Consider the following 25,902-nt stretch of genomic DNA (forward strand, 5'->3'; position numbering starts at 1 on the left):
ATCCTTCTCAGCATTTATATTCTTCGGGGAGATCGGGCAGGATATCTTTCGGTGCGCCAAATTTACGCACACGGCCCTTTTCCATCCAAAGAATCTTGTCTGCGACAGAGAGATAAGCCGCATGGTTGGTGACGGTGACAATTGTTGCATTACCGCGCAACTCCTCCAACATATCAAGGAAGACATCACGCTCATCAAAATTCGGGCGCTCCATGGCTTCATCCAGAAGCAACAAAGGAACTGAACGGACCAATGTCCGAGCCAGATTGAGTTTCTTCAGAAACGCCACTGGCATCATTTTCATCTGGTAATCCCCTATGCGGGTATGGATGCCTTCGGGTAGAGCTTCCACTTCATCAAGAACTCCGGCACGAAGACAGGCATCTATCAACTCTCCTTCTGGTGCCATAGGATTGATAAGGCGTAGATTCTGGGCAATGGTTCCATAAAAGAATTGCGGGGTCTGCGGCGCGTAGCCCACAGACCTGCGTAAGGTAAGCGGGTCCATTTGACGTAAGCTTATATTGCTCAAAGTGATACGACCGGCTTGAGGACGATACAATCCCATGAGAAGTTTGAGGATTGTGGATTTGCCCGCACCATCGTGTCCTGCAATAGCGAGCACCTCTCCATGCTTCACGGAGAAAGAGACACCAAGCAATGCGGGATAAGCATCAGACATATAACGAATGGAAACCTGAGAAAACGCGAGATCACCACGCAACTCTCTATTTAAAGTAAGTTGTGACTCTGTAAGCTGTTCGATATCCAAGGCCATAAGACGATCAATCTGTTTGACGGACTTGTTGATCCGCTCCACCTGAAGCATAACCACGAAGCCCGACCGCAGGGGAGCCAGGATGCGCCAAATCAATATCATGCAGGCCACCAAGGCACCCATGGTCATCTCATTGTTGATAACCCCAGTCACTGACATGGCCATGGTTGAGACGCCCGCCCCCATGATCAAAGTGTTGGTCAGAGCATTGATTTGTGAAGCGAGTTGGCTTGAATGATAGGCATTGGCCGCACATTCTGCGGAAAGCTGGCGATACCGATTCTCCCACATCACCGGGGTACTGGTCAGTTTGATGGCGCGCATTTTTGTAAGCATTTCCATCACCAGCTCCTGACGTGCCGAACCGGACTTCGCCATCATTTCATTGGAATTCTTAACCAGCGGCAGATAGATAGCTGCCAGAACAGCAAAAAGCAGAATTGCGATGAGTGGTACCATAATGACCGTCCCACCAAGAAACCACATGGCAGCAATCAAAATGATGATAAAAGGTATTTCCAACAATGCAACGAAGGCCTGCCCCGAAAAGAAATCACGCACAGTATCAAAATCTTTAATACGAGATGCCTGGGAGCCAATAGAGGCTGATTCGGTATAGGCTGGTGGCATGTAAAGGATGCGCCGAAAAACTTCATTGCCCACGATGTTCCCCAGCCGTGCTCCAATAAAACTCAAGATACCGGAGCGAATAAGCCGCAACCCGAAATCGCTAAGGATAAAGACAAGAACGCCGACAACAATATACGCCAGAGTAATATTGTTCTCAAAAAACGGCATCTGGTCATATATGGTCATAACAAACAAGGGCAGGGTCAGAGCAAGGAGACTCAGTAAAAAAGAGATAAACAAGCTCTGTTGCAACGGTTTTGTGAAGCGCCGAATGACCTTGCTGAACCACTTGGTCTGTTTGCGGTGCAACGAATGACCTCTCGTGTCCACTTGAGCAAAGAAAAATGCCGTCCCCTTGCGAGAGTCCGGGCTGATCTCGTTGTAAGATTCAGTGTCTGCATCAAATACGAGAATGGTGTTGCCATCGCCCTTGGACAGCACCATGGCTTTCCCTTCGTCGTCGATGAACAAGCAAGGGAACATGCGCACATCAAGATGATTGAGACGGATGTCCATGGACCGACTGCCAAATTTAAGATTTGCCATGACATTGAGCAAGTCGGACAGATCGACAACATCCATGAGATGGGGCATTGCTTCGGCCAAATGCACATCACTGCCACGCCAGCCCAAAGCATCCAGCAAGGGAGGGATGCAGGGTGCAAGGCCGCCTGGCAGCCGAAATTCAGTAGAGACTGACGGTTGTACCATCACTTAACCAGCCGCATATTATCATTTTTGCCCAGAACAAACGTCTTGTAATCAACAACATTGATATGATTAACCCACCAGTCCAAAATAGAGAGTTTGAGACCGGAGACCATCTGCAGACGTCCCCTCTTAAAATCGCTGTAATGGTCTTCGATCATGCCGAGAAACATGGCATGTTGCTCAAGATGCTCTTGGAGCATGGGACTTTCCATCTTGCGCATGATCCGTTTTTCACGGTTGAAATGAATCTCAGCATAATCAAGCAAGTGTTCAAATATTTCCGCGCCCCGATGCAGATTGTCGAATGAAACATCACGGTTATTCAATGCCTGAATGATTAGATTAAGATCGAGCGCGTATTGGGTGAACTTACGATGGTCTTCGTCCACGGCATGAATACCTATGGTCTGAACAATACCCGAGACATCTCCCCATATTCTGGCGGACTGGAGCACCCACCGAGTCCAGGCGAGTTCGTGTTTGGAGTCATCCTTGCTCTTGGTTAAAAGCATTGCTGCGCCTCCATTTCTATCAACTTTCCGTCTACCAGACGATAAATACCATCAGCCATAGAGAGGATCTTCGGATTCGCCGTAGCCATGACTATGGTGCAATTACCTTTCAGTTTTTCCAACAGCCAAAAGAAGAGCTGCTCACTCTCGCTATCCATCGCATCATTGATTTTGTCGAAGAGCATGATACGTGGCCGGATAGTCAGAGCACGCGCCAGACAAATGCGCTGAATAACGCCCGTTGGCAGGAATTCATAAAGCCGATTACCCACCTGAGTTTCATAGCCCAATGGGAGTTCGGAGAGGGCGTCATCAAGTTGGAGCAGACCTGCAGCATCCATGGCCGCATTCCTATGCGCACTGTTGAAGAGCGTCAGATTATCGATAATTGTGCCATTGAAAAGAGTTCCCTGCTGGGGAATGTACTCCACCCGTCCCTTAAAATCATTATGGCAAATTTCAGACAAATCTAAATCGTCAACAAACACCCGGCCAGCATCAGGTGGCAGCATCCCATAGAGGAGATTCAGTAAAGTAGTGGTTCCACTCGCCCCCTGGGCATAAAGACAAATCATCTGGCCCGGCTCAACTCTCAAGCTAAGGCCATCCGCTACCTTTCTGGAATTATTATTATACTGGAAAGTGACATCTCTCAGTTCCACTGATCCATCAATTTCATTGGGCAAACATTGAGCTGTTGGGTCCGATTCTTCCCGAAGATCCGCAATCCCCTTGATCTGTCCTTTGGCAATGAGGACATCTGCGTGTTTCACCCAAAAAGAGGCCAAGCTTCGAAAAGGAGAAAAGAATCGACCACTGAGCAATGTGCAAGCCGCCAAACTACCAAGGGTGAGGGTACCACCTATAACAAGACTCCCGCCCACAAACAGAACTCCAAAAAGAATAATCTGGGAGAACATGTTTCCAAGACTCAACGGAAGATTGCCCACTAAAATGACATCATAATCGTTCTTGGACGCTTCAGCTTCCAACCGTTCGTGGCGGCGGAGCATGGACTCTTCAAGAGTGATGGATTTGATAGTGTGAATGCCGCCCAAGGACTCCACGAGAAAATTGTAACGCCTGTCGGCAATCTGCTTTTGTTTTAGACGCTTACGGCTATACCGGCTCCTTATCATTCCAACAACTACAAGGAAAAACAAGGTCGCACCGCTCACGAAAACCGCCACCTGCCAACCGCCAAGAAAAGTAATGACCGCCAGAAAAATCAATGCAAAAGGAAGGTCCAGAATAAGCTGAAACGCCTGCCCCGCGTAAAAGGTTTTGAGGGCATTAACCGCACGCAGACGATCAAGATGCACACCAGCACCGTCTCCTTCAAAATCCTCAAGGTTGCAATTGAGCCACCGGGCTACGCACGCGTGTGCCAAAGAGTGTTCGAAGCGAGCGGAAATCCAGTTGGAAATTGTTGAGCGGCATAGCCGAAGTATGGATTCGAGAATCAAAGCGCAGAAAAACCCCACCGCCAACCAGAGCAGGGTTGATGTGGCTTTGGTCGGCACAATACGGTCATAAACCTGCATCAACATAATGGGGAGTGCCAATGAAAGGATATTGATGCTCACAGAAGCAAGCAAAAGATCCACCGAACTGTTTAAAAAGAGCGGCATGGAGCCGATATCCCGCAGTAGGCTTCTTGATCGTTTGAAATAGGATAAATCCATTGTAGTCCCGTAGATGCTTAAATTGCCTTAAAGGCAAAAGAGATTAAAACGACTTATTGAAGAACGTCTACTTCACATTAGCAGACGCAATTCCAATGTAATCCTACCAATCGCTTTGATCGGAAAAGTCTTCGACATCGTTATCAAACGCTTCGAGACCATCATCGCCATGGTCGCCATCATCTTCATCCTTCCCTTTACCCTTTCCCTGACCTTTGCCACCACTGGAATCGGGTTCGGATTCAACGGTTTCAGCCCATCCATTTTCACTTATGAAGTCTCCACCGGGGACATCATCACCACCTTCCGTGGCTTCCGTCCATCCTCCTGAAGGAGCCGCCCCCTCTTCTACGTCGAAAAGGAAGAAATCCGTTTCAAGAGCGTCTCCACCATCGACCGTCCGCTCATCGTAATGAGGTTGATCTTCGGTAACTCCTGGAGGCGCGTCGTCAATGCCATTGCCAAGCCCCATGTTGGCTCCATCGCCCCCATATCCCTGCCCTTGACCGCCAGTATCGGAAATATCACCGGAACCCTGATCACCAGCTTTGCCGGAATCGGGACCTTCCTCTACCTGTCCAAAACGATTGCCGGGCTTTCCGCCGCCATCGCCGCGACCACCGGAATCCTCATCACCATCACTTCCCTGGCCCTTATTGCCGCCTTCTATCTCCTCAGAGTTATCTGCCCCTTCAGTCCGCTCATCATAATGCGGATGGTCTTCGGTAACCCCGGAAGGTGCATCATCAACGCCATTACCAAGCCCCATGTTGGCTCCATCGCCCCCATGCTCCTGACCCTGATCGCCAGTTTCGGAAACATCATCGGAATCCTGATCGCCAGCTTTACCGGAGTCAGGGCCTTCCTCTACCTGTCCAAAACGATTGCCGGGCTTTCCGTCACCATCACCAGTTCCCGGTTCAGGCTCGGGTGTCGGTTCAGGCTCGGGCTCGGGTGTCGGTTCAGGCTCGGGCTCGGGTGTCGGTTCAGGCTCGGGCTCGGGTGTCGGTTCAGGCTCGGGCTCGGGTGTCGGTTCAGGCTCGGGCTCGGGTGTCGGTTCAGGCTCGGGCTCGGGTGTCGGTTCAGGCTCGGGCTCGGGTGTCGGTTCAGGCTCGGGCTCGGGTGTCGGTTCAGGCTCGGGCTCGGGTGTCGGTTCAGGCTCGGGCTCGGGTGTCGGTTCAGGCTCGGGCTCGGGTGTCGGTTCAGGCTCGGGCTCGGGTGTCGGTTCAGGCTCGGGCTCGGGTGTCGGTTCAGGCTCGGGCTCGGGTGTCGGTTCAGGCTCGGGCTCGGGTGTCGGTTCAGGCTCGGGCTCGGGTGTCGGTTCAGGCTCGGGCTCGGGTGTCGGTTCAGGCTCGGGCTCGGGTGTCGGTTCAGGCTCGGGCTCGGGTGTCGGTTCAGGCTCGGGCTCGGGTGTCGGTTCAGGCTCGGGCTCGGGTGTCGGTTCAGGCTCGGGCTCGGGTGTCGGTTCAGGCTCGGGCTCGGGTGTCGGTTCAGGCTCGGGCTCGGGTGTCGGTTCAGGCTCGGGCTCGGGTGTCGGTTCAGGCTCGGGCTCGGGTGTCGGTTCAGGCTCGGGCTCGGGTGTCGGTTCAGGCTCGGGCTCGGGTGTCGGTTCAGGCTCGGGCTCGGGTGTCGGTTCAGGCTCGGGCTCGGGTGTCGGTTCAGGCTCGGGCTCGGGTGTCGGTTCAGGCTCGGGCTCGGGTGTCGGTTCAGGCTCGGGCTCGGGTGTCGGTTCAGGCTCGGGCTCGGGTGTCGGTTCAGGCTCGGGCTCGGGTGTCGGTTCAGGCTCGGGCTCGGGTGTCGGTTCAGGCTCGGGCTCGGGTGTCGGTTCAGGCTCGGGCTCGGGTGTCGGTTCAGGCTCGGGCTCGGGTGTCGGTTCAGGCTCGGGCTCGGGTGTCGGTTCAGGCTCGGGCTCGGGTGTCGGTTCAGGCTCGGGCTCGGGTGTCGGTTCAGGCTCGGGCTCGGGTGTCGGTTCAGGCTCGGGCTCGGGTGTCGGTTCAGGCTCGGGCTCGGGTGTCGGTTCAGGCTCGGGCTCGGGTGTCGGTTCAGGCTCGGGCTCGGGTGTCGGTTCAGGCTCGGGCTCGGGTGTCGGTTCAGGCTCGACCGCTGGCGCGGTTACGCCCTCTTCAAAGGAGGGCGTTTGAATTCCTTCAGAAGCAAGATCGCTCTGCTGTAACAATACTGACTCTGTTGCCGTACCAGTATCAGCTAGACTTTGCCCAGATTCTGAAGCCGGAGTAGCAGAAATATCGGAAGCTAATTCTTGGGAATTCTCATCCTGCTGATTTGCTCGACCCTCGGCTCGTCTAGTAACTCTAGAGGATGCATTAGCAGCACCGACTCTTTCAGTTGGGGCTATATCGCCAGCACTGACAGAAATTCCAGACAAAGGCACAGTCTCCACATCATAGACTGCTCCCACTTGGCTACTAGAATCTTTTTCTTCGCTCTGCGGTGAGCCCAATCGAGCATTTGTATCCAAATCAGATTCATCTTGTCCGGAAACAATGCTTCTGTCCGTAGCGGCACCCCTTTGCCTTCTAGGCTCAGCAAGTAAGGTCCCGGCAATATCAGACGCATCGAGGGATTGCCCCTCAACAGCTTCAACACCAGCCTGCTCTTCAGCCGAAAAATCTCGATTATCGGCCTCCTGCAACACCGTCATCTCATCGAGTTCTTGTTGTTCCTGATCAACGCCCTTTTCATCAGCCATATTATTTCCCCCAAAACGCACTTTAGGGTTTACTCAACAATTAAAGCCAGTTGTAAAAACAATTACCCCACAATTCAAAGTATTACCATTATTAAAACCTTTAGGATATTACGACAATCTTAATAGTATGATACTTCACACGGGAATTTAGAACAATATAAACTATAACTACATTAACTAACCGTAATGACGAATTTCCTCGAAGCCCTCGCCTCTCCTGACATCGCACCCGTAGCGGAAAACCTCCACCAAGCACTGATGGCGGCTCGGTATTCCTACCTCGAAGCGGCAAGATAAAACGTCATTCAGGACAACCTAGCCGCTCAGTATGAAGACCCAAAAGCTATGGCTTCGAAAAAAAGGAACACATAGCGGACATATTCTCAAAAACAGCTCTTCAGACACGAAAAAAGGATTCCAAGTATACACTTGAAATCCTTGTTTTTCTTGTGGTGAAGCTGAGGGAAATCGAACCCTCGGCCTCTTGAATGCCATTTTTGCAGGTTGTAGAGCATCTTCAGATCGTTTCGTTCAAGGAAGTGTACTGAATAATCGCAAAGCCGTGTCATCATCTCCAGCGACCTGCTGCCATGCGGACCTCGACTTCTTCATGCCCTACGTAATGGGAGAGAACAAACCATCCCTGGATGCACACCGTCGAGAGAATCAGCTCAAAGAAGTGCCTAGCACTGTCAGCCTTAACCACTGATCCTTACGTTCTGCACAGGGGTTTTACTCTGCCCACGGCGACAAGAGCTATAAGCCCGTACACCCCCATGACCGAAAGAATTGCCAACTCCCAAACGGTGGGGTTCCCCCTGAAACGTTTCCGCACAAACAACCAGTATGTCACAAGGCACAGGAATATACCGCTCAACGTCCACATAGGATGAGATGAAACCACCTTGAAATGAAATGGCTTGAACTTGCTAAATCGACTAGTTGATTCCAATTCAAAAGGAAAAAGTAAAGCAGCCAGACGCTCACGCATTGCCAAAGGAGATAGATCAATCATTTGACCAAATTGGCTCACAGGATCCCAATTCCCATCCAAAGCAGTGAGCAACACCTGATTTTGCGTTCGCTGCTGCACAACCCTATGAGTAAGAGTAGCTAACAGCATCACCGAATCGACATCAGGATTATAGTCCAACAGAGGTAAGTCAATTAACTCATAGTCATCACAGGAGATCAAAAACATGTTTGTGGCTGTGACCACAACTGCATAAAACTCCTTTCGGGGGTGTTCAACCACTGTAATATGGCGAACAGGTGCCTGGAATTGTTTCCCGGTGTTCACGCACAGAGGCTGTCCCTTGACCATCATCAAATGAAAGAGTGTGTTCGTACTATCCAGTAAAAAATATCCCCAATCAAAAGGTTTTCGTGCATCCGGGTTTCCTCCGGCAATGCGTGCAGGAAATACGAATCCTGATTCCAACATGGCTGCTGTGAACAGCTCTGACTTCGCCTTATCAAGAGAATTGTCTGCACATCCATAAAACTCAATGCCGTCCTTCAGCAAAAACATATCTGATGGATACTCAAGATGTGCCCCTTCCGGGCTGGACTCCAGCATCATATACATCTCAAATTTGGGCGCGTTTATATCGCGAGGAGAGATGCGTACAAACTGTAACTCACGAGCTGCTATACTTGGATCAACCTTCACTCTGCCCACACGGGACGGGAACTCCCCCCATTTTACCAAATCAGCACGATACAGAAACGGCAGGGAACGCCGAAATTCGCGCGCGCTGAGTATATTTCCATACTCATCCCTATGTTGTTTGCCTTGTTGCATCACGAACCGTTCCAACAGTGGACTGTAGTAGATACCTGGAGGACGGACCTTCACACTTGTGGCCTTTATAAAAAGACCAGGCAGGGTCATGGACAGCCCCAGAACAATAACCAAGACTGCGGAAAACCGGGCCACACTTACCATGACACCCCCTGTTTGAAACGATATGCCGAAACTTCAATGGGCAGTATCCATAAAAGACAGGCCAGTGCATAGTAGATCAGACTGTATTCGAACGCCCCCTGTGAGGCCGAAGATATGAGCTCTTGCACGAACAGGATGGAGACAAAGCCATGCATGAACTTGTGGGGCCATGCTGGATCCATAATCACCAACACAGTACCCAAGTAGGCAGGAAAACCAGCCATGAACCACGGCGCACAGGTAAACACCACACATCGCACAGCCTGAAACGGCATATAATGACCAACGATCAAAGCAAGTCCAATGGCGCCAATCACACACACGACCCCAGTGCAGGCCAGACCGATGCCCACCATAAAGTACAGAGCTCTCCGCCTTGGAACCGGCAGATGAAACAAAAGCCGCAATCGTTTCCCCGAACATTCCGGGATAAACTGAAACAAAGCAAACCACATCGCCGCAAACACCGGCACATATCTCAGATCGTTATAAAAAATCTTGTCCGCAACAGCCACGTCGATCCAGAGCATGGTCGGCCCAATGATCTCATTGACGTGCCTGAACGAAATGAAAATTGAAGCCAAAGCCCCTAGCACCACGATGAGTGGAACCCAAAAGACACGGCGCAACTTCAGCCACTCCTTGTATGCCAATGCAGTGTACATTGTATTTCTCGCTTGAATATCGCCTTTCGGCCTGATTATCCTAAAGGTCAATATTTACCAGTAATACCGATAAACGCATCTTCAAAATCCATGAAAACCTCTTCCAGTCCCTGCACCGGGATGCCCAAAGACGACAGGTATGAATCCATCTCTGTCTTGACACAATACCCGAAGACACTGACTGATGAGCGCCCCTGCTCCAAAGCGACCACAGGTCCTTCAACACTCAGTTTGTCCAGTGGCACAGACGCAGGTAAACGAAACTGTCGGAATGACTCCAGGAAAGTCTCTTTATGTCCTTCCACGAGGACCCTGCCATGCTGAATAATGATCATTCTATCAATAATCTTATCCAGATCCTGCACTACATGGGAGGTTAACAGCACGGTTGTCCCTTGCTCTCGCACGTATTCCTGCAAAAAATCCAAAAAGAGACGGCGATACCCAACATCCAGCCCCATGGAGTAGTCGTCCAGAATCATCAAAGCCGGCTTTTGCGCCATGATGAGGCCGAGTACGACTTGTGAGCGTTGTCCACATGACATGCGAGAGATTCGCCGGTCATGCGGCACATCAAGTCGACTCACGAGATCATAAAAAACATCCCGCTCCCATTTGGGATAAAAACGGGAATGAAATCGCTCGATCTCATTGATACCCATGAAGTCGTATTGGATAAATTGCTCATGTAACAACCCAATGTTCTGGCGGACTTCCGGGCTGATGCCGTGGCTGGGCAATCCCAGCACACGGCATTCGCCGGACAAGGGTTGAAGGAACCCCATTAGAATATTGATTGTCGTGGTTTTGCCTGCGCCATTTTTTCCCAACAAACCAAAAATGCCGCCCTGTTCAATATCAAAACTCAGACCATCCAGCACGACCTTGTCGCCATAGCTATGCCGTAGGTCGCGGCATGTTATCATCTGTCTCATCGCTATCCTCTAGAAGGTATATGTAGAACCAACCCAAAGCTGTCGTCCTGCGCATCGATTACCGTCACTGTCGATGACCGCAGTCTCGTCAAAAACGTTATCCACGACAAAATCCAGCTGCATGGCCTGGGAGTTATGGGCGAACACTTCGTAGACAATCTTCCAATCCCAAATGATGGATTCACTGAGAGTTGAATCTTCGTACTTGTAATATTTCTCTCCCCCAACGGTCTCAGTTCCCTTGACGGAAATTGTGTCCATTTCACTTTGATAGCGGGTTACACTCGTAAATTTCAACTTATCGAAAAAAGTCCCTTCATAGATAAAAGTTCCGACCCAAGGCCGATTATAGTTTGCGGCGGGGAGTTCACTTCGATCTATAAGCTTACCGTTGTAATAGACTTTGTCATAATTAATGGTCGATGAAGACCCGTCATTTTTCTCGTCGCTATAATCGCTGAAGTTGGTTTGCTGATCGGAATATGTGGCCCCAAGTGAGAAGTGGTGGTTATCGACTGTTTTCTCCAAAAGAAGAGTATAGCCCCAATACTTGGTTTCACCGTCATTGGTCAGAGTTTTGAAGTATTCTGACCCTATTTTCTGGGATTGTGTCGCAAACTGATTGCGTGCCTGGCGTTTTACATAATTCAAAGAAGCATCCACTCCCAGGAATTCCGTACTCACACCGACGGCGACTTCGTCAGAATACGGCGTATTCAAGCCATCCAAAGAATAATCGGTATGCGAAGAATTGTACTCGGCCCAACTGCTCAAATTGCCACCGGCATCAATTGTTCGACTGTAGTAACGAAGAGGTACAGTCGACCTCAGGGCGTACCCAAGCAAGTTGGTACCATAGTATCGATTCATACCAGCAGTGAACACCAACCCGCTATCGCCCAGCACGTCATATTCAGCGGCAAAACGCGGTGCCACATTGATATTCTCCATCAAATCATCATAATCAACTCGTGCCCCCGGCCGGAAAGTCACCCGCCCCCAATTCAACTCATCCTGAAGATAATAACCAAGGGAATGATAGTGTGCTGATCGGATTTGACTGGCGGAGGAACTCTTTCTGGACGCGTATTGCTCGTTGGCAATTATCCCCCCTTCCCCATTGTCCTGGACATTACTAGAGGTCTTGGAACTAAAATACGATGAAACATCGTCCAGCCTCTCATACCGCCCTCCCACGTATTCATAGGAAGTCCCCAAACTGAAAACATGGGTCAACGGACCAGAAGCGACCGGCACGGACTCGTAATCCATCAGAAAGCTCAGGTCCCGTTCACGCCGATATGAATCGCCAAACCCTCCTTCCTTTGCCGTCGTGGCACTGGAACCCCACTGCGTCGAAGTTGTTCCGCCCCCTTTTGTCCAGTTAAACGTTTCGCTTGCTTCACTCTCTCGTTCCAATTCAGTCTCAGCAAAGGCGGCTGTCAGGGTATAGGTGCCCTCCTTGGCTTCGTGTTCATAAAGCAAAGCGATTTTTTTGGAGGGATTGACAATGTCATATCCAGAATCCTTCATTTCATTAACAAACTTCTGAGCCTCATACTCTGACAGGGTCACACTGAAATCCAGGCTGTTTTTGGAATCAATATCAACCGCCAATTTCCCAAAAATGGTTTGATTGGTTTTGTACTGATCCTTCAAACCCTCCATATACCTTAGTGGAATAACAGAATTTGTAATGTCGTAGGAAAGCATCACACCCGCTTTATGGTTCAATGGTATATCGATATAAGAGGAGACAAGGTTCTTGGTGAATTTTGGATTACCATTGCTGTCAGATGAGGAATCTTCAAATTTTTCCCTGTCAGCAGGACGATGATTTGCCCAGGTGTCACGGGTGTGCATCCATGAGACCTTACCACCAAAGACATCAGCAGGTTTGCGGGTTTTCGCATCCACGACGCCACCAACAAAGTTTCCATACTTGGCGGGAACATTACTGCTGTAGACCGTAATTGAATCCAATAAATCCGTATTCAAAAAAGAATTCTCAGCCTCCCCACCCAAAGTGGTATTCGAACCAACATCATCGATTCCCGACGGATCGATACGGTTGTTATTGGAAATCCCGTCTATACTGAAATTATTCTCATAATATTTACCACCCGAAATAGATATTTTCGGAGGCACGATGCTGCCACCACTCATGGAAGACCTGGATGCATCATCAAACTGTACATTGGGCATTCCCTTGAGAGCTTCCGTAATGCTACCAGAAGAGTTGGGCATTCGCTCCAACTCTTGCTGACTGAGTTCAGCCTTACCATTCTGGTTTTTGTCTGCCTCCACCTCCACTTCTTCCAGATGAAGCACCTTATCTTCATCAATTTTCGTTTTCTTCTCTTTGTCTTTCAAATCATCCAAAGCATCCACAGCATGAGCAGGACCGGACAGTAAGAGTGCCACAATAGCCCACCCCAACAAAAAAACACCCCATCTTGTATTTCGAACTTTAACCATGAGTCCCTCCTAGACTTTCGTCTCACACGCCAGCGAAAACGAAAGTCATTATCATTTCAATATTTTAAAAAAAGATGGCCTAAGCCATCCTTTTAATTCTTGTTTTAGTCGGTTCTATAAATCCGAAGGCAAAACTGTAAAGAGTGCAGCATTATCCAACATCAGGTATTTACGAGCCAGAACAGTCATATCCTGCGCGCTTACAGATTCAATAATTCTGGCCGCAGAGGCTGCACGCTCAAAGCCATCCGGATGAACACGCGCCGTGGTGTAGAGTAAAGAATTCCAGTACCCTAACCGATTCACCACCTTCTTCTGCAAAGCCAAAGACTGCCTTACGACACGATTCAGCTCTTCAGCAGTAACACCGGAATCGGTCAGATCCTTCATGATTTTCCGAATTTCTTTCTCCACAACCTCTGTGTTACCAACCTCGGTCTCCACTTGAACCCCCAAATAGCCATACCCTTTGTAGAGAACAGAATTCTTCAATATCGCTCTAGGCGAATAGGAGACACCTAACCGCTCTCGAAGATTCACCCGCAGTCGATCAGCCAAAACCCGTCGCAAAAGACGAAGCTTCACTTGTTCAACGTATACAGCATGTCCCCCCGAAACGTTCTCACCGGAATCGATATACGGCACCGGAACAGCCAGCAACACACCAGCTTGAGACGACTCATGTTTAATATGAGCGGTCTCACTTTGCCCAACAGGAAAGTGCAACTTCACAGGATCACCATCTGCCGCCTTCCATTCAGGCAATGTGCCAAAGAATCGGCCAGCCAAATTTTCCATGACATCGGGCTCAAAATCACCGACCGCGCACAGAAAGAGAGGGCCTTGCCTAAAGGCACTACTGATATAATTCCGCACATCTTTCAGGGAGAACGTCTCAACCTCCGCATAATCAAGGTCAGCAAAATGCCCTGCTCCTTCAGCCAAAAATCGCTTCCCCTTCATGGACAGCACCCCGGAACTTGTGTTGGCCTGCTGAGAATTATCGTTTTTGACCTGAGTCAATGCAGCGTCATACTGATTCTGCCGCACCACAGGGTTCAGCAATGCAGTTCGCAAAAGATGAAATGCCATATCAAGGTCACTTCGCAAACAGGAGACATAGAGACCCAGGCCCATGGACTGAGCCTTCCAGGAGAAATCAATACTCCTTCCAGCCAACACCTGGGACTGCTGCAACGAAGTCAACCTGCCGACACCACTATTCCGAAGCACTTTGAGAACAAATCGAGCCAAAGCCTGCTCCTTGTCGCTCATGAGCGCAGTCCCACGGCCGAAACTGAGATTGAGGAACACTTTATCCTTTTCAACAGAAGTGTTTTTCATGAATAACGAGAATCCGTTAGAAAACTCTGTCCGCTGATAACAATACGGCTTAGTCAAGCTTATTTCCTCAAACCGCTCAACTGACTGCCCTGAATAAGAGGGGACTTTGAGATAGGGAAACGAGACTTCATCTTCAGCTTTCCACGCGACAACCGGATCTTTGGAAGCAGCTGTCCACACGGCTGATAACTCCGCTTCGGGTTCAACCTTGGCGTCCAACTCCACACCGGACAGTCCTACCATTCGATTACCGGAATCCCATGCATCACGAAAAGTCGCATTGACTTCATTGAGGGTCAGTTCGGACAGCATAGGCAAGAACAACTCATAGGTCTGACTCGGAGATTGATAGACCCTGTCCTGATTGAGGCAGGCCACAATTTCTTGGGCAATGTCAGCACTGTCACGTGCGGTCTCCTTCTTGAGAGACTGTTTGAAATAATTGCCGTAAAATTTCTTGGCCCGCTGCAACTCAACCGAGGTGAAGCCATGATCAAGGGCACGGCGTAATTCATTTTCCACCAAATGAACCGCCTGTTTCCATTGACCTTCACGTGGGATGGCAATGATTCGAGCATTGTCAAAGAGGCTGAAAGTTCTCCCGATGCGACTCATAGCCTTGATGCAAGGAGAGCCTTCACGGTCAACGAGTGTCATAAGCCGAGCCTGAAGCATGCGCACGGCAAGCTGCCCTTTAATCAAGGTACGTTGCACAGCCAACGAATCATGCTCATATTTGCGAGGATGCAAGGCTTCGACCGAGACCATGCCCGAAGCATCCGGCCTACGGTCATAATAGAAATGCACGCCTTTGAGAGAAGCATCTCCCCAGGCAGGTACTTCCGGGCGAACACCACGAGCCTTTGCCGAAGAGAAAACAGCTTTTACCTCGGCTTCGAGCGCTTGCACGTCAAAATCACCGACAACCACCAAAACAGCTAATTCCGGACGGTACCAGCTGTCATAAAAACCCCGCAGCAACTTGGCGTTCGCACCTTTGATCACCGACTCAACACCAATGGTCGGATTCACAAAACGGGTACCTGGTAAAAGAAAATTCAACCTCCGTAGGGAAGCGCGAAAGCGTTCTGTATCGCGTGCGATTTTTTCCTCCAAAATCACCCCACGCTCATTGGAGACCTCCTGCTCGGAAATACTTGCTCCACCCAGGAAATCACTCAGAACCACCAGTCCTTGATGCAGAACGTCAGCATCCGAAGTTGGTACTTGCAATTTGTATACGGTTTCCTGCGTTGAGGTGTGCGCATTGGCATCGGAGCCGAACCTCATCCCCACGGACTGAAAATATTTTATCAGCTCTCCCGGAGGAAAATGTCGGGAGCCGTTAAACACCATATGCTCCATGTAGTGGGCAATTCCGGCCTGGGCGTCCGTCTCCATGAGAGACCCGACCTGCATATCCAGATACAGCGCCGCCCTTCCTTTGGGAGCCCCATGACGGAGCAACACATACCGAAAACCGTTCTCAAGACGCCCGAACACGGCATCAGGGTTGGGACGCAGTGAACTATGTTCATGCGGCCAGGAGCCATCCAACCACCATGCTTCAGGGGGTACGGTTCCTCGGGCAAATGCGGGAGAACTGCAAGTCATGGTTACAAGTGCACACAACATCACCCACAGAACAAACTGGGACTGCATCGTCCTGGAAAAAATCAAACGTTTTTTACATACTGAATACATCATTAACCTCGTCTGTACTCGAATAAATTGAGCAGGGTGGAGACAGTTATCCTACTAAATTGGGAAACAATCTGAAAATCGTCAAAAGTACCTAGCAACGCTCCCCTCTCTCTGTCAATAACGATTTTCATTTTCAACAGGAAAACACTCATTACCTGCTATAGTAATTAAGTATTATACTAGGAGCTCCTTTATATTTTATAAAAAAAACTCTCACTCAATATCTTGACACTGATTTTCATTTTCAATAATGTGCCTCGACTTAACGACCCAATAAACATCAAACACACGAAACAAATGACAACACTCAGACACATTCTATTCTGCCTTGGTTGGCTTCTCTACTGTACCCCAGCTTTCGCAGGCTCCCAGCAGGTTCTGTTTATAGACACCCTGCCGCGACAGTTTCAAATACCCTCACATTTTGCATACGCCGACCCGAATGCCCTCAAAGGGGGGTCTCTCCGGCTGTCCGCTTCAGGAAGTTTTGACAGCTTCAATCCGTATATTCCATATGGCGTGCAGGCTGCCGGTGTGTCTTTGACCACCGGTACGTTAACGGCAGCATCCCGCGACAATCCGTTCGTTCAATATCCGTATGTGGCTGAAAAGTTTGAAATAGCCAAAGATAACGGGTGGATTATCTTTCATATCAACCCCAAGGCATGTTTTTACGATGGCCATCCGGTTTCCGCCGATGATCTGGTGTTTACGTTCAACACTCTGATGACCGAGGGCACCCCTCGATACAAACAGTACTACAAGGCCGTTGACCACATTGAGAAAGTCAATCCGCTTGCCGTAAAATTCGTCTTTAAAGAGAAGAACAACCGCGAACTACCTGTGATTGTAGGACAATTGCCGGTCCTCCCTGCCCACTGGTGGAAAGATCGTGATTTCACCAAAGCGTCACTCGAGCCGCCCTTGGGATGTGGTCCATACAGAATAAAAAGTTTCCGGACAGGCTATACCGTTGAACTTGAGCGCGTGAAAAAGTGGTGGGGAAAAGACCTCACAATCAGCAAAGGACGATATAACTTCGACTCGGTCATCTACAATTACTACCGGGATCGCACCGTTGCAGGTGAAGCTTTTCGCGCTGGAGAATTCGACTTCATCGTGGAAAATACGGCAAAAAACTGGGTACACGATTATACTGGCCCAGCCTTCAACCAAGGACTCATCAACCGCCTTGAGCTCAAGCACTCCCGAAACGCAGGCATGCCCGGTTTCTACTTTAATACGGACCGGCCCCTGTTTGCCGACCGTCATGTCCGGCAGGCTCTGGCTCTGGTTTTTGATTTCGAATGGACCAACAAGACCCTATTCTACGGGCAATACACACGTTGCAACAGTTTCTTTTCCAATTCAGAACTCGCCTCCACCGGCCTTCCCACAGAACAGGAAGCAGCGCTACTCTTGCCATGGAAAACACACCTTCCTCCGGAACTTTTTACTTCCGCATTCGTCACTCCCAAGAGTAATGGAACCGGTCGAATTCGCACTCGTCTTCAAAAGGCACTCTCCCTGTTGAAAAAGGCTGGTTGGCAACTCAAGGATGGCGTCCTGAGTAATGCGTCCGGTACCCCGTTCACTTTTGAACTCCTTCTGCGTTCAGGCAGCCTGGAACGTGTAGCGCTGCCGTTTCGGCACAATCTCAAACGACTGGGGATCACCATGGATATCACCATGGCAGACACGACCAGATATATTCGGCGCACCCGTGACCATGACTATGATATGATTTATGCAACAATCCCTCAGTCTGACCATCCCGGCAATGAACAACGCAACTACTGGGCCTCGACATCAGCAAACACCCCCGGATCACGTAACTGGGCCGGAGTATCCAGCCCGGCAGTTGATGACCTTATAAACAAACTCATTGGCGCACAAAACAAGCTGGAACTGCTCACAGCCACCCACGCTCTGGATCGCGCTTTGCTCTGGAACTATTATGTGATCCCCGGATGGTACTCCCCTGTGGACAGACTCGCGTACTGGGATAAATTCGGCATTCCCCAAACACGCCCCAAACGTGGAGTTGATATCTTCAGTTGGTGGGTTGATCCGACCAAAGATCAGCGCATCCAAAACAGCGCATACCGATCTGGGGATGCAGGCCGATGACCACCTATCTGCTGCAACGACTCAGCTATATGATTCCAACCCTACTCGGTATCATGGCTCTCAATTTTTTCATCATTCAAGCCGCTCCAGGTGGACCAGTTGATCAATTCATAGCCAAACTATCAGGTGAAGGCGACATGGTCATGGAGCGTATTACGGGCCAAAGTTCCGAAGTCAACGCAAACCCCGCTCTTGATGAAGGAGTCCTCTCCTCTTCACACAACATCTCCCCGGAACTCCTGCGTGAAATTAAAAAACTTTACGGTTTTGACAAGCCCATCTGGGAACGGTTCACCATCATGTTGAAGGAATACGCAACATTCGACTTCGGCAATAGCTTTTTCAAGGGACGCTCTGTCGTGGGGTTGCTTCAGGACAGCCTGCCCGTGTCCATGTCTCTCGGTATATGGAGCACGCTGGTCATTTATCTGATCTCCATCCCTCTGGGCATTCGCAAGGCCATACGCCATGGCTCTCGTTTCGACGCAGCGACTGGGATTGCCGTGGTGGTGGGCAACGCCATCCCGGTCTTTCTCTTCGCCATTCTGCTCATCATGTTGTTTGCCGGTGGGAATTATCTCAAATGGTTCCCCCTGCGCGGCCTGGTATCGCCAAATTTTGAAACACTCTCCTTCTTGGGGAAAATAACAGATTACTTCAGGCATATGGCTCTTCCTATCACGGCCATGGTCATCGGCGGATTCGCCACTTTGACCATGCTCACCAAAAATTCTTTTTTGGACGAGATTGGCAAACTGTATGTAGTAGCAGCCCGAGCCAAAGGCTTGACCGAGAAAAAAGTCCTCTACGGTCACGTATTCCGCAATGCCATGCTCATAGTGATCTCCGGCTTTCCCTCCGCGTTCATCCACATGTTTTTTACAGGATCACTTTTGGTTGAAGTCATCTTTTCTCTCAATGGCCTAGGGCTTCTGGGCTTTGAAGCCGCCATGCAACGAGACTACCCGGTCATGTTTGGCACACTGTATATTTTCACTCTTATGGGGCTGTTCACCAAGATTCTGAGTGATCTGACATATACATTCGTCGACCCCAGAATCGACTTCGACCATCAGGAAGCACTACATGGCTAGATTCTCCCCTCTCACCATACGTCGGCTCCGTTCTTTTCGTAATAACCGTCGAGGATGGTGGTCACTGATCATCTTCACCGCCTTACTCATACTGTCGTTTGGCGCGAATATCATAGCCAACGACAAGCCACTTCTGGTCCGCTATCAGAAGGCCTTCTACGTACCAGTAATCTTTGACTACCCCGAGACCACTTTCGACGGCGACTTCGAAACCCCGACAGATTACCTCGATCCCTACATCACGAAAAAGATTCATGCCGACGGCTGGATTGTATGGCCACTTATTCGATTCGCGGATAGCACCATTGATTACGATCTCCCGGTGCCGGCACCGGCACCACCAAGCCTGCGACACCCTTTGGGCACAGACGATCAAGGACGCGATCTTATTGCACGTCTACTATACGGGTTCCGTATTTCAGTCTGCTTTGGGCTTGTTCTCACTCTTTTCAGTACTGTTGGAGGCATACTCGCAGGTGCAGTACAGGGATATTACGGCGGTCGCATTGACATGTTCGGTCAACGGTTCATGGAAATCTGGTCAGGCCTCCCTGTCCTTTATCTGCTTATCATCCTTTCAAACATGCTGCGCCCAGGATTTTGGTGGTTGCTTGGCATCATGCTACTCTTCAGCTGGATGTCATTGGTCGGTGTAGTCCGAGCCGAATTCCTCCGTGGCCGAAAGCTCGACTATGTCCGCGCAGCGCAGACAATGGGAGTACGCGACCGAAGCATCATGTTTCGCCACATTTTGCCCAATGCCATGGTCGCAGCTCTGACCTTTTTGCCATTCGTCCTCAACGGGGCAATCACCACGCTGACCTCTCTGGATTTTCTCGGATTCGGCATGCCACCTGGATCGCCGTCCCTTGGCGAGCTTCTTGCCCAGGGCAAGGCCAATCTCCATGCTCCATGGATTGGGCTCTCCGCATTTATCATTTTGTCCCTTACCCTCACCATACTCGTATTCATCGGCGAAGCCGCACGCGATGCAATGGACCCCAACAGGAATGCTGCATGACCACTCCAATATTAAACATACACGACCTGACCGTCACTTTTGGTAACCAACCGGTAGTGAACAATGTTTCCTTCAGAATCAATCCGGGGGAAACCCTGGCCCTGGTTGGAGAATCCGGCTCCGGCAAATCCATAACAGCTCGTGCTGTCATAAACCTGCTCCCGCCGGACGCCAAAGTACTGTCGGGCACCATAAGTCTCAATGGAACCGATGTTTTCAACGCTTCGCCTCAAAGAATGTGCGACCTCCGAGGACACGGAGCAGCAATGATCTTCCAGGAGCCACGGCCCAGCCTCAACCCTCTCCATACCGTAGAAAAACAGATCGGAGAGACTTTACTGCTGCATAGGGGACTGACTGGAAAAACAGCTCGCAATCGTACTTTGGAACTTCTGGACTTGGTAGGCATCGATTCTCCACGACAAAAAATGTCAGCCTATCCCCACGAACTGTCTGGAGGACAATGCCAACGAGTCATGATCGCCTCGGCACTGGCAGGAAAGCCAAAATTGCTCATCGCAGACGAACCGACAACGGCCTTGGATGTCACTGTCCAACGCCAGATTCTCGACCTGATGACCTCTCTTACCCACAAGCTCAATATGGCCACTCTCCTCATCAGCCACGATCTCAGACTTGTACGGCGGTATGCCCAAAACATGTGCGTCATGCATCAAGGCCATTTGGTAGAACAAGGACCCACACAACAGGTGTTTACTTCTCCCGGCAATGAAAACACGCGAATGCTGCTGGATGTTGACCACAACCTGAGCCCCGTAAATGTGTATTCAGACAAACAACTGCTCCGCGCGGAAAATGTAAAGGTCTGGTTCCCGATTAAAAAAGGGCTCCTGCGACGCTCCAAAAATCACGTCAAAGCAGTGGATGGGGTTTCGCTCAGTCTCAACAAAGGTGAGTGCCTTGGCATTGTGGGGGAATCAGGCTCGGGTAAAACGACCCTTGGACTGGCATTGCTCCGCATGGTTCCCGCTACTGGGCAGATAAACTTGGGTAATACGCGAATCGACAGACTTAACGGAGAAAAACTTCGTCTCCTTCGAAGGCGCATCCAAATTGTTTTTCAGGATCCTTTCGGCTCCATGAACCCACGCATGAGCGTGGAACAAATCGTGTCCGAAGGGTTGTCCACTCATTATGATCTGTCCAGGAGAGAGCGGGATCACAAAGTGGATGAAGCGTTGAAAGAAGTAGGGTTGTCGCCAGACATGCGTGACCGCTATCCTCATGAATTCTCCGGCGGACAACGGCAACGCATCGCAATTGCCCGCGCCCTCATACTCCGCCCCGAGTGCATTATTCTGGATGAGCCAACTTCATCGTTGGATCGAACCGTACAATTCCGCATTATTGAACTATTGCGAAATCTGCAGGCAAAAAAGGGACTTTCCTTTGTCTTCATCACTCACGACCTCCACCTGACTCGCACATTCTGCCACAGAGTCCTGGTCATGCGAGAAGGGCGAATAGTGGAGTCTGGCCCCACCAAAGGAGTCTTCGAGATGCCCAAAAAACACTACACTCAAGCGCTACTGAAGGCTGCTGATCTTTCACAGACAGAACAGTACCTCCCAAAAAAGGAACACACTGCATGAAATACAAACACTATTTAAACAACGGCCCAATGCCAGTCATGCCGCTCTTGGCTCTTTTGGTATTCCTGTGTGCCACACCCCATGCACACGCGAACCAAACTGACGCCCAAAAGATAATGGACCAAACCATCACCGTAGAAACTAATGCTCAAGAAAGACAAGCTCAATGGGTTAGCAAACGAGCGGCAATACTGGATGAAATACGTCAGCTCAAGAACGAAAATCTCTGGCTTTCTTTTCAAGAAAAGAAATACTCCAGATACGTCTCTGCCATGGAAGGAAAAATCGAAGAACTGCAACGGATCAAAACAGAATTGGAGCGTCTTGAGCAGGATTTGGAACCTCTGCTCTACGAATTGGTAGACAAATTTACAAAGCAGGTATTCAACGACCTCCCATTCCTTAAGGATGAAAGGAATCGACGCATTACATTTTTGAACAAGACACTTGATGATCACACTCTTTCCAACGGCGAAAAACTGCGCCGAGTGCTGGAGGCAATGGAAGTCGAAACCGCCTACGGCCGCAGCACAGAGCTATTCGAGACACGCGTCCAACTTGACGGGGAAGAAACGGAAGTAACGGTTCTTCGCGCCGGACGACTCGGCCTCTATTGCTTAACACCCAATCGCGCCACGGCTGGGAAATACGATCCGCAAACGAAAGAGTACGTCACCATTCAATCAGACTTCGTTCAACCGCTCATACAACTTGAAACCATGATCAAACACAAACGATTCACCAATTTTGTATTCCTGCCAGTAAAGGAGACCCGCTAATGCGCCTGTTCCTTATACTTTTTAGCTTACTGATCTTTACAACGCCTCTGCTGGCGGCCCCATCCAACTCGCCCTCTCCAAAAACGACATCAGAGAGCAACCAGTGGCGACAGACTGTAGGCGAAATCAAAGAACTCCATGAAGCCACCCAAGCTGACGCCCAAGTCACGATCCAGTCCATTACACAAGAACAAAACCTCCTGACCAAGGAGCTCCTGGACTTAAAAGCGGAAAAAAGACGACGCGATCAAAATTACCACGCTCTGACTCAAAAATTCAACTCGCTGGTCGAACAGAAGCACGAGTTGGACAAGACTCTGGAGAGCCAACAGGACTCTATGCGCCTCATTGAAGGCACCGTACGCACCTCGGCAAAGCAATTTCAAAAACGCGCCATGAACAGCCCGGTAACGGCAGAACGGCCTGATAGATTGACCAATCTTGCGCAGCTCCTTGACTCAGTCCATTTTCCAGGACTGGAATCCATCAAGACCCTCACGGACATGTGGTTCCACGAGCTGGTCGCATCCGGAGAAGTGATAACCCATGAATCCAGGTGTGTGGCTCCAGATGGCAGTCAGAGACAGGGAATCGTGACCAGATTGGGAACCTTGGGCGCCCTGTTCAAGGATATGGACGGCAATGCAGCATTTTTACGCCCTAATGCTGGAGGCCACTTGGAAATGGTATCAGGCGATTTCGACAATGTAGTAAGCAAGGCCGATCAGTTCCTCTCCGGCGAACAAACGGACGCTCCCATTGATTTCTCTGGTGGAGAGGTCTTCAAGCGTTTTGATGGACAATCCGGAATACTGACTACGCTCATGAACGGAGGCATGCTAATCTGGCCCATCCTGCTGGTTGGATTGATTGGTTTTCTCCTTTCGGGAGAGCGATTCCTGAGACTGGCCAGTATTCACACCTGCCCGGATTGCAAGATGGACAGGGCCATGGAATGGGCGAGCAAAGGCAATTTGAAACAATGCGCTGACTGCCTGGGCCCCAAGGGGAACACCCCCACTTGCAGAGTCATTTCCCATGTGGTGTTGCACTCCGGCAGCACATTGGTGAGCATGGAAAAAGGACTGCAAGAGGCCATCCTTCAGGAGCTTCCCAAACTGGAACGCTTTCTACCTACCATCAACATTTTGGCAGCGGTAGCCCCGCTCCTGGGACTGCTTGGTACAGTCACGGGCATGATTGGCACCTTTCAAGTCATCACTATCTTCGGAACCGGAGATGCACGCATGATGTCCGGCGGTATCTCCGAGGCATTGATCACGACTCAACTTGGTTTGGCCGTGGCTATCCCCCTCACCCTGATGCACCATTTCCTTGAACGTAAAGTGGACCGCATGGTCGCGGACATGGAAGAAAAAGGAACGACTCTAGTAGCCAGAATTATTTCGTCGGAAAAAGGAGAACACGTATGTTCGACCAGTTATCCAAACAGCTGATGCAGGGTGGCAGCATCATGTTGCCCATAGGATTCCTGGCCCTCGCTCTATGGTGGCTCGTATTTCTCAAAGCATGGGAAATATGGGTACTCAATCATGCTGAAAATAAATCCGACATGCTCCATGTCCACGAAACCCAAGGATGGCAAAATGCGCTGTCGAAAGAGTATCTCACATCCCGATCAGGTAATGAGGAACTGGATGTAGAACTGGCGCGGGTGTTGGTGGATCGCCACGCAGGCTACGTGGAAAAAGGTATTACCACCATCATGGTACTTGCAGCAACAGCCCCCCTACTGGGACTTTTGGGCACCGTGTCGGGCATGGTTGATACCTTTGATGTCATAGCCCAGTTCGGAACAGGTAACGCCAAGGGTCTTGCTTCAGGCATATCTCAGGCACTCGTAACGACTCAGAGTGGGCTCATCGTTGCCGTTCCCGGCATGATGGCAGGAGGATTTCTCTATCGAAAAGCCAACAAACTCAGAAGGCGCATGGAACTCTTTCTCAGCAGAATGGAACGCATGATCACCAATAAGGAGGCGCAGGCATGAGTGCTTATTCCCCGTATCGCAAAAAGCGAAATGCCGACTCAAGCATTAACATGACACCGCTTATCGACATGGTTTTCATCCTGCTCATTTTTTTCATTGTCACCACCAGCTTTGTCAAAGAATCTGGCGTTGATATTCAACGCCCCTCGGCAAATACAGCCGAAAACAAGGAAAATGTCAGCGTTGTTGTGGGCATAGACTCCACGGGTACAGTGTGGCTGGACGGCAAGACAATTGATATTCGTTCGGTACGCTCATGGATGGAAAATTTTGTAGCAGAGACTCCGGAGGGCGTGGTTGTCGTAGCCGCAGATACCAAAACGGAAAGTGGTCTGCTTATCAATGTACTGGACGCCTGTCGCGAGGCTGGTGTCAACAATGTGAGCGTCGCGGCAAGGAAACCGCAATGACCCTGCAAGCCATCCAACGGCATTTGGCATCCGGCACTGCAGCCCTCGGCGTAACCCTGTTTTTGTTTATGCTGCCTCTTCTCATGTCCGGACTCAAGGATGCCCCGCCCCCATCCCTTGAGCATGGCGCAATCCGTCTCTCCAGCACTCCCTCTCCAAAGCCTCCTTCGGAACAGGACAATCAGGAAACTTTTGAGCAATCTCCCCCTGAGCCTCTCAAGAATTTTGCTCCACCGACACAGGACATGCAGATAACCCCCGAGGCTCCTGCTGCCAATATCGATCTGCCGGATGCACAATTCTCCATCAATCCGCAGCTTGCTACAGACATGAATCTGCCCGCTCCAGCATCCGTTCTGGGCATGTCCGCTCCGGCAACCTTGTCAGGGGGCGGATCTCTCAAAATTGGGGAACTGGACAACACTCCGGCATTGCTTTTTTCACCCAGCCCACAATATCCGCATGAAGCCCGGCGAAGACATATAGAGACCACCATTACAGCAGAACTGTACGTAGACAAAAATGGCAATGTTACCCTTGTTAAAATTATCAAAAACGAACACTCGCATCTTTTTGAAGCCACAGTGCGCAAAGCCCTGCTTCGCTGGCGATTCAAACCTGGAACCAAAGATGGCAGCGCTGTTAAGTGGACCGCAAGGGTTCCCATCAAATTCAATGAGAGGTAGCTCATGCGTTCGCTTGTTTTCATCATAGCCTTGTTGCTCCTGCCTGGTCTCGCATTTG

Annotated in this window: 19 protein-coding genes; 11 read left to right on the forward strand and 8 right to left on the reverse strand. The window is 50.2% G+C overall.

All coding sequences use genetic code 11. The features are described from left to right. Positions 1–7: 7 nt before the first annotated feature. From SRBAKS_RS06910 to SRBAKS_RS06920, 3 genes are read right to left on the reverse strand one after another with little or no spacing between them, the layout of a single operon-like run. Positions 8–2,119, reverse strand: a complete 2,112-nt coding sequence (locus SRBAKS_RS06910) for a peptidase domain-containing ABC transporter (RefSeq protein WP_229595493.1) — start codon at positions 2,117–2,119, stop codon at positions 8–10. Next, positions 2,119–2,631 (reverse strand): bacteriohemerythrin, encoded by a 513-nt coding sequence (locus SRBAKS_RS06915; protein WP_229595494.1) that lies wholly within the window; start codon positions 2,629–2,631, stop codon positions 2,119–2,121. The genes SRBAKS_RS06910 and SRBAKS_RS06915 overlap by 1 nt, the downstream gene beginning before the upstream one ends. After that, the gene (locus SRBAKS_RS06920; protein ID WP_229595495.1) at positions 2,622–4,316 is read right to left on the reverse strand and encodes a peptidase domain-containing ABC transporter; all 1,695 of its coding nucleotides are present in this window, start codon (positions 4,314–4,316) and stop codon (positions 2,622–2,624) included. The genes SRBAKS_RS06915 and SRBAKS_RS06920 overlap by 10 nt, the downstream gene beginning before the upstream one ends. Before the next feature lie 115 nt (positions 4,317–4,431). On the opposite strand from SRBAKS_RS06920, the gene SRBAKS_RS06925 reads away from it, so the two are divergent. Together SRBAKS_RS06925 and SRBAKS_RS06930 are read left to right on the forward strand one after the other, a co-directional pair. Next, positions 4,432–4,647 carry a hypothetical protein gene (locus SRBAKS_RS06925; RefSeq protein WP_229595497.1) on the forward strand — a complete coding sequence of 72 codons (216 nt, stop codon included), beginning with the start codon at positions 4,432–4,434 and terminating at the stop codon, positions 4,645–4,647. A gap of 81 nt (positions 4,648–4,728) precedes the next feature. Next, positions 4,729–6,489 (forward strand): hypothetical protein, encoded by a 1,761-nt coding sequence (locus tag SRBAKS_RS06930; RefSeq protein WP_229595499.1) that lies wholly within the window; start codon positions 4,729–4,731, stop codon positions 6,487–6,489. 1,249 nt (positions 6,490–7,738) lie between these two features. On the opposite strand, the gene SRBAKS_RS06935 is transcribed toward SRBAKS_RS06930, so the two are convergent. The 5 genes from SRBAKS_RS06935 to SRBAKS_RS06955 all read right to left on the reverse strand — a co-directional run bounded on the left by SRBAKS_RS06935 (position 7,739) and on the right by SRBAKS_RS06955 (position 16,103). After that, positions 7,739–8,974 carry a DUF4857 domain-containing protein gene (locus SRBAKS_RS06935; protein WP_229595501.1) on the reverse strand — a complete coding sequence of 412 codons (1,236 nt, stop codon included), beginning with the start codon at positions 8,972–8,974 and terminating at the stop codon, positions 7,739–7,741. Beyond that, complete coding sequence (locus SRBAKS_RS06940) at positions 8,968–9,639, reverse strand: hypothetical protein (protein WP_229595503.1); 672 nt, start codon at positions 9,637–9,639, stop codon at positions 8,968–8,970. Before SRBAKS_RS06940 ends, SRBAKS_RS06935 begins: the two co-directional genes overlap by 7 nt. 47 nt (positions 9,640–9,686) lie before the next feature. Next, the gene (locus tag SRBAKS_RS06945; RefSeq protein ID WP_229595505.1) at positions 9,687–10,574 is read right to left on the reverse strand and encodes an ABC transporter ATP-binding protein; all 888 of its coding nucleotides are present in this window, start codon (positions 10,572–10,574) and stop codon (positions 9,687–9,689) included. Positions 10,575–10,583: 9 nt separating this feature from the next. Then, positions 10,584–13,052: a TonB-dependent receptor plug domain-containing protein gene (locus tag SRBAKS_RS06950; RefSeq protein WP_229595507.1), complete on the reverse strand. Its 2,469-nt coding sequence runs from the start codon at positions 13,050–13,052 to the stop codon at positions 10,584–10,586. A gap of 114 nt (positions 13,053–13,166) precedes the next feature. After that, entirely contained in the window at positions 13,167–16,103 is a 2,937-nt protein-coding gene (locus SRBAKS_RS06955; protein ID WP_229595509.1) for a M16 family metallopeptidase, read from the reverse strand. 294 nt (positions 16,104–16,397) lie between these two features. Between SRBAKS_RS06955 and SRBAKS_RS06960 the strand changes: the two genes are divergently transcribed. Genes SRBAKS_RS06960 through SRBAKS_RS07000 form a run of 9 tightly spaced genes read left to right on the forward strand, consistent with a single transcriptional unit; the run spans position 16,398 to position 25,844 of the window. Then, positions 16,398–18,230 carry an extracellular solute-binding protein gene (locus SRBAKS_RS06960; RefSeq protein WP_229595510.1) on the forward strand — a complete coding sequence of 611 codons (1,833 nt, stop codon included), beginning with the start codon at positions 16,398–16,400 and terminating at the stop codon, positions 18,228–18,230. Then, positions 18,227–19,324, forward strand: a complete 1,098-nt coding sequence (locus SRBAKS_RS06965) for a microcin C ABC transporter permease YejB (protein WP_229595512.1) — start codon at positions 18,227–18,229, stop codon at positions 19,322–19,324. Before SRBAKS_RS06960 ends, SRBAKS_RS06965 begins: the two co-directional genes overlap by 4 nt. Further along, positions 19,317–20,345 (forward strand): ABC transporter permease, encoded by a 1,029-nt coding sequence (locus tag SRBAKS_RS06970; RefSeq protein WP_229595513.1) that lies wholly within the window; start codon positions 19,317–19,319, stop codon positions 20,343–20,345. The genes SRBAKS_RS06965 and SRBAKS_RS06970 overlap by 8 nt, the downstream gene beginning before the upstream one ends. Further along, positions 20,342–21,958, forward strand: a complete 1,617-nt coding sequence (locus SRBAKS_RS06975; RefSeq protein ID WP_229595514.1) for an ABC transporter ATP-binding protein — start codon at positions 20,342–20,344, stop codon at positions 21,956–21,958. The genes SRBAKS_RS06970 and SRBAKS_RS06975 overlap by 4 nt, the downstream gene beginning before the upstream one ends. Next, a complete protein-coding gene (locus tag SRBAKS_RS06980) occupies positions 21,955–22,737 on the forward strand; it encodes a DUF3450 domain-containing protein (protein ID WP_229595515.1) in 783 nt (260 codons plus the stop codon). The genes SRBAKS_RS06975 and SRBAKS_RS06980 overlap by 4 nt, the downstream gene beginning before the upstream one ends. Continuing rightward, positions 22,737–24,194 (forward strand): DUF3450 family protein, encoded by a 1,458-nt coding sequence (locus tag SRBAKS_RS06985; protein WP_229595516.1) that lies wholly within the window; start codon positions 22,737–22,739, stop codon positions 24,192–24,194. Before SRBAKS_RS06980 ends, SRBAKS_RS06985 begins: the two co-directional genes overlap by 1 nt. Then, complete coding sequence (locus tag SRBAKS_RS06990; protein ID WP_229595517.1) at positions 24,167–24,748, forward strand: MotA/TolQ/ExbB proton channel family protein; 582 nt, start codon at positions 24,167–24,169, stop codon at positions 24,746–24,748. The genes SRBAKS_RS06985 and SRBAKS_RS06990 overlap by 28 nt, the downstream gene beginning before the upstream one ends. Beyond that, positions 24,745–25,158 carry an ExbD/TolR family protein gene (locus SRBAKS_RS06995; protein WP_229595518.1) on the forward strand — a complete coding sequence of 138 codons (414 nt, stop codon included), beginning with the start codon at positions 24,745–24,747 and terminating at the stop codon, positions 25,156–25,158. The genes SRBAKS_RS06990 and SRBAKS_RS06995 overlap by 4 nt, the downstream gene beginning before the upstream one ends. Further along, positions 25,155–25,844: an energy transducer TonB gene (locus SRBAKS_RS07000; RefSeq protein ID WP_229595519.1), complete on the forward strand. Its 690-nt coding sequence runs from the start codon at positions 25,155–25,157 to the stop codon at positions 25,842–25,844. The genes SRBAKS_RS06995 and SRBAKS_RS07000 overlap by 4 nt, the downstream gene beginning before the upstream one ends. Positions 25,845–25,902: the final 58 nt, after the last annotated feature.

Source organism: Pseudodesulfovibrio sediminis (assembly GCF_020886695.1).
GTDB classification, from domain to species: domain Bacteria; phylum Desulfobacterota; class Desulfovibrionia; order Desulfovibrionales; family Desulfovibrionaceae; genus Pseudodesulfovibrio; species Pseudodesulfovibrio sediminis.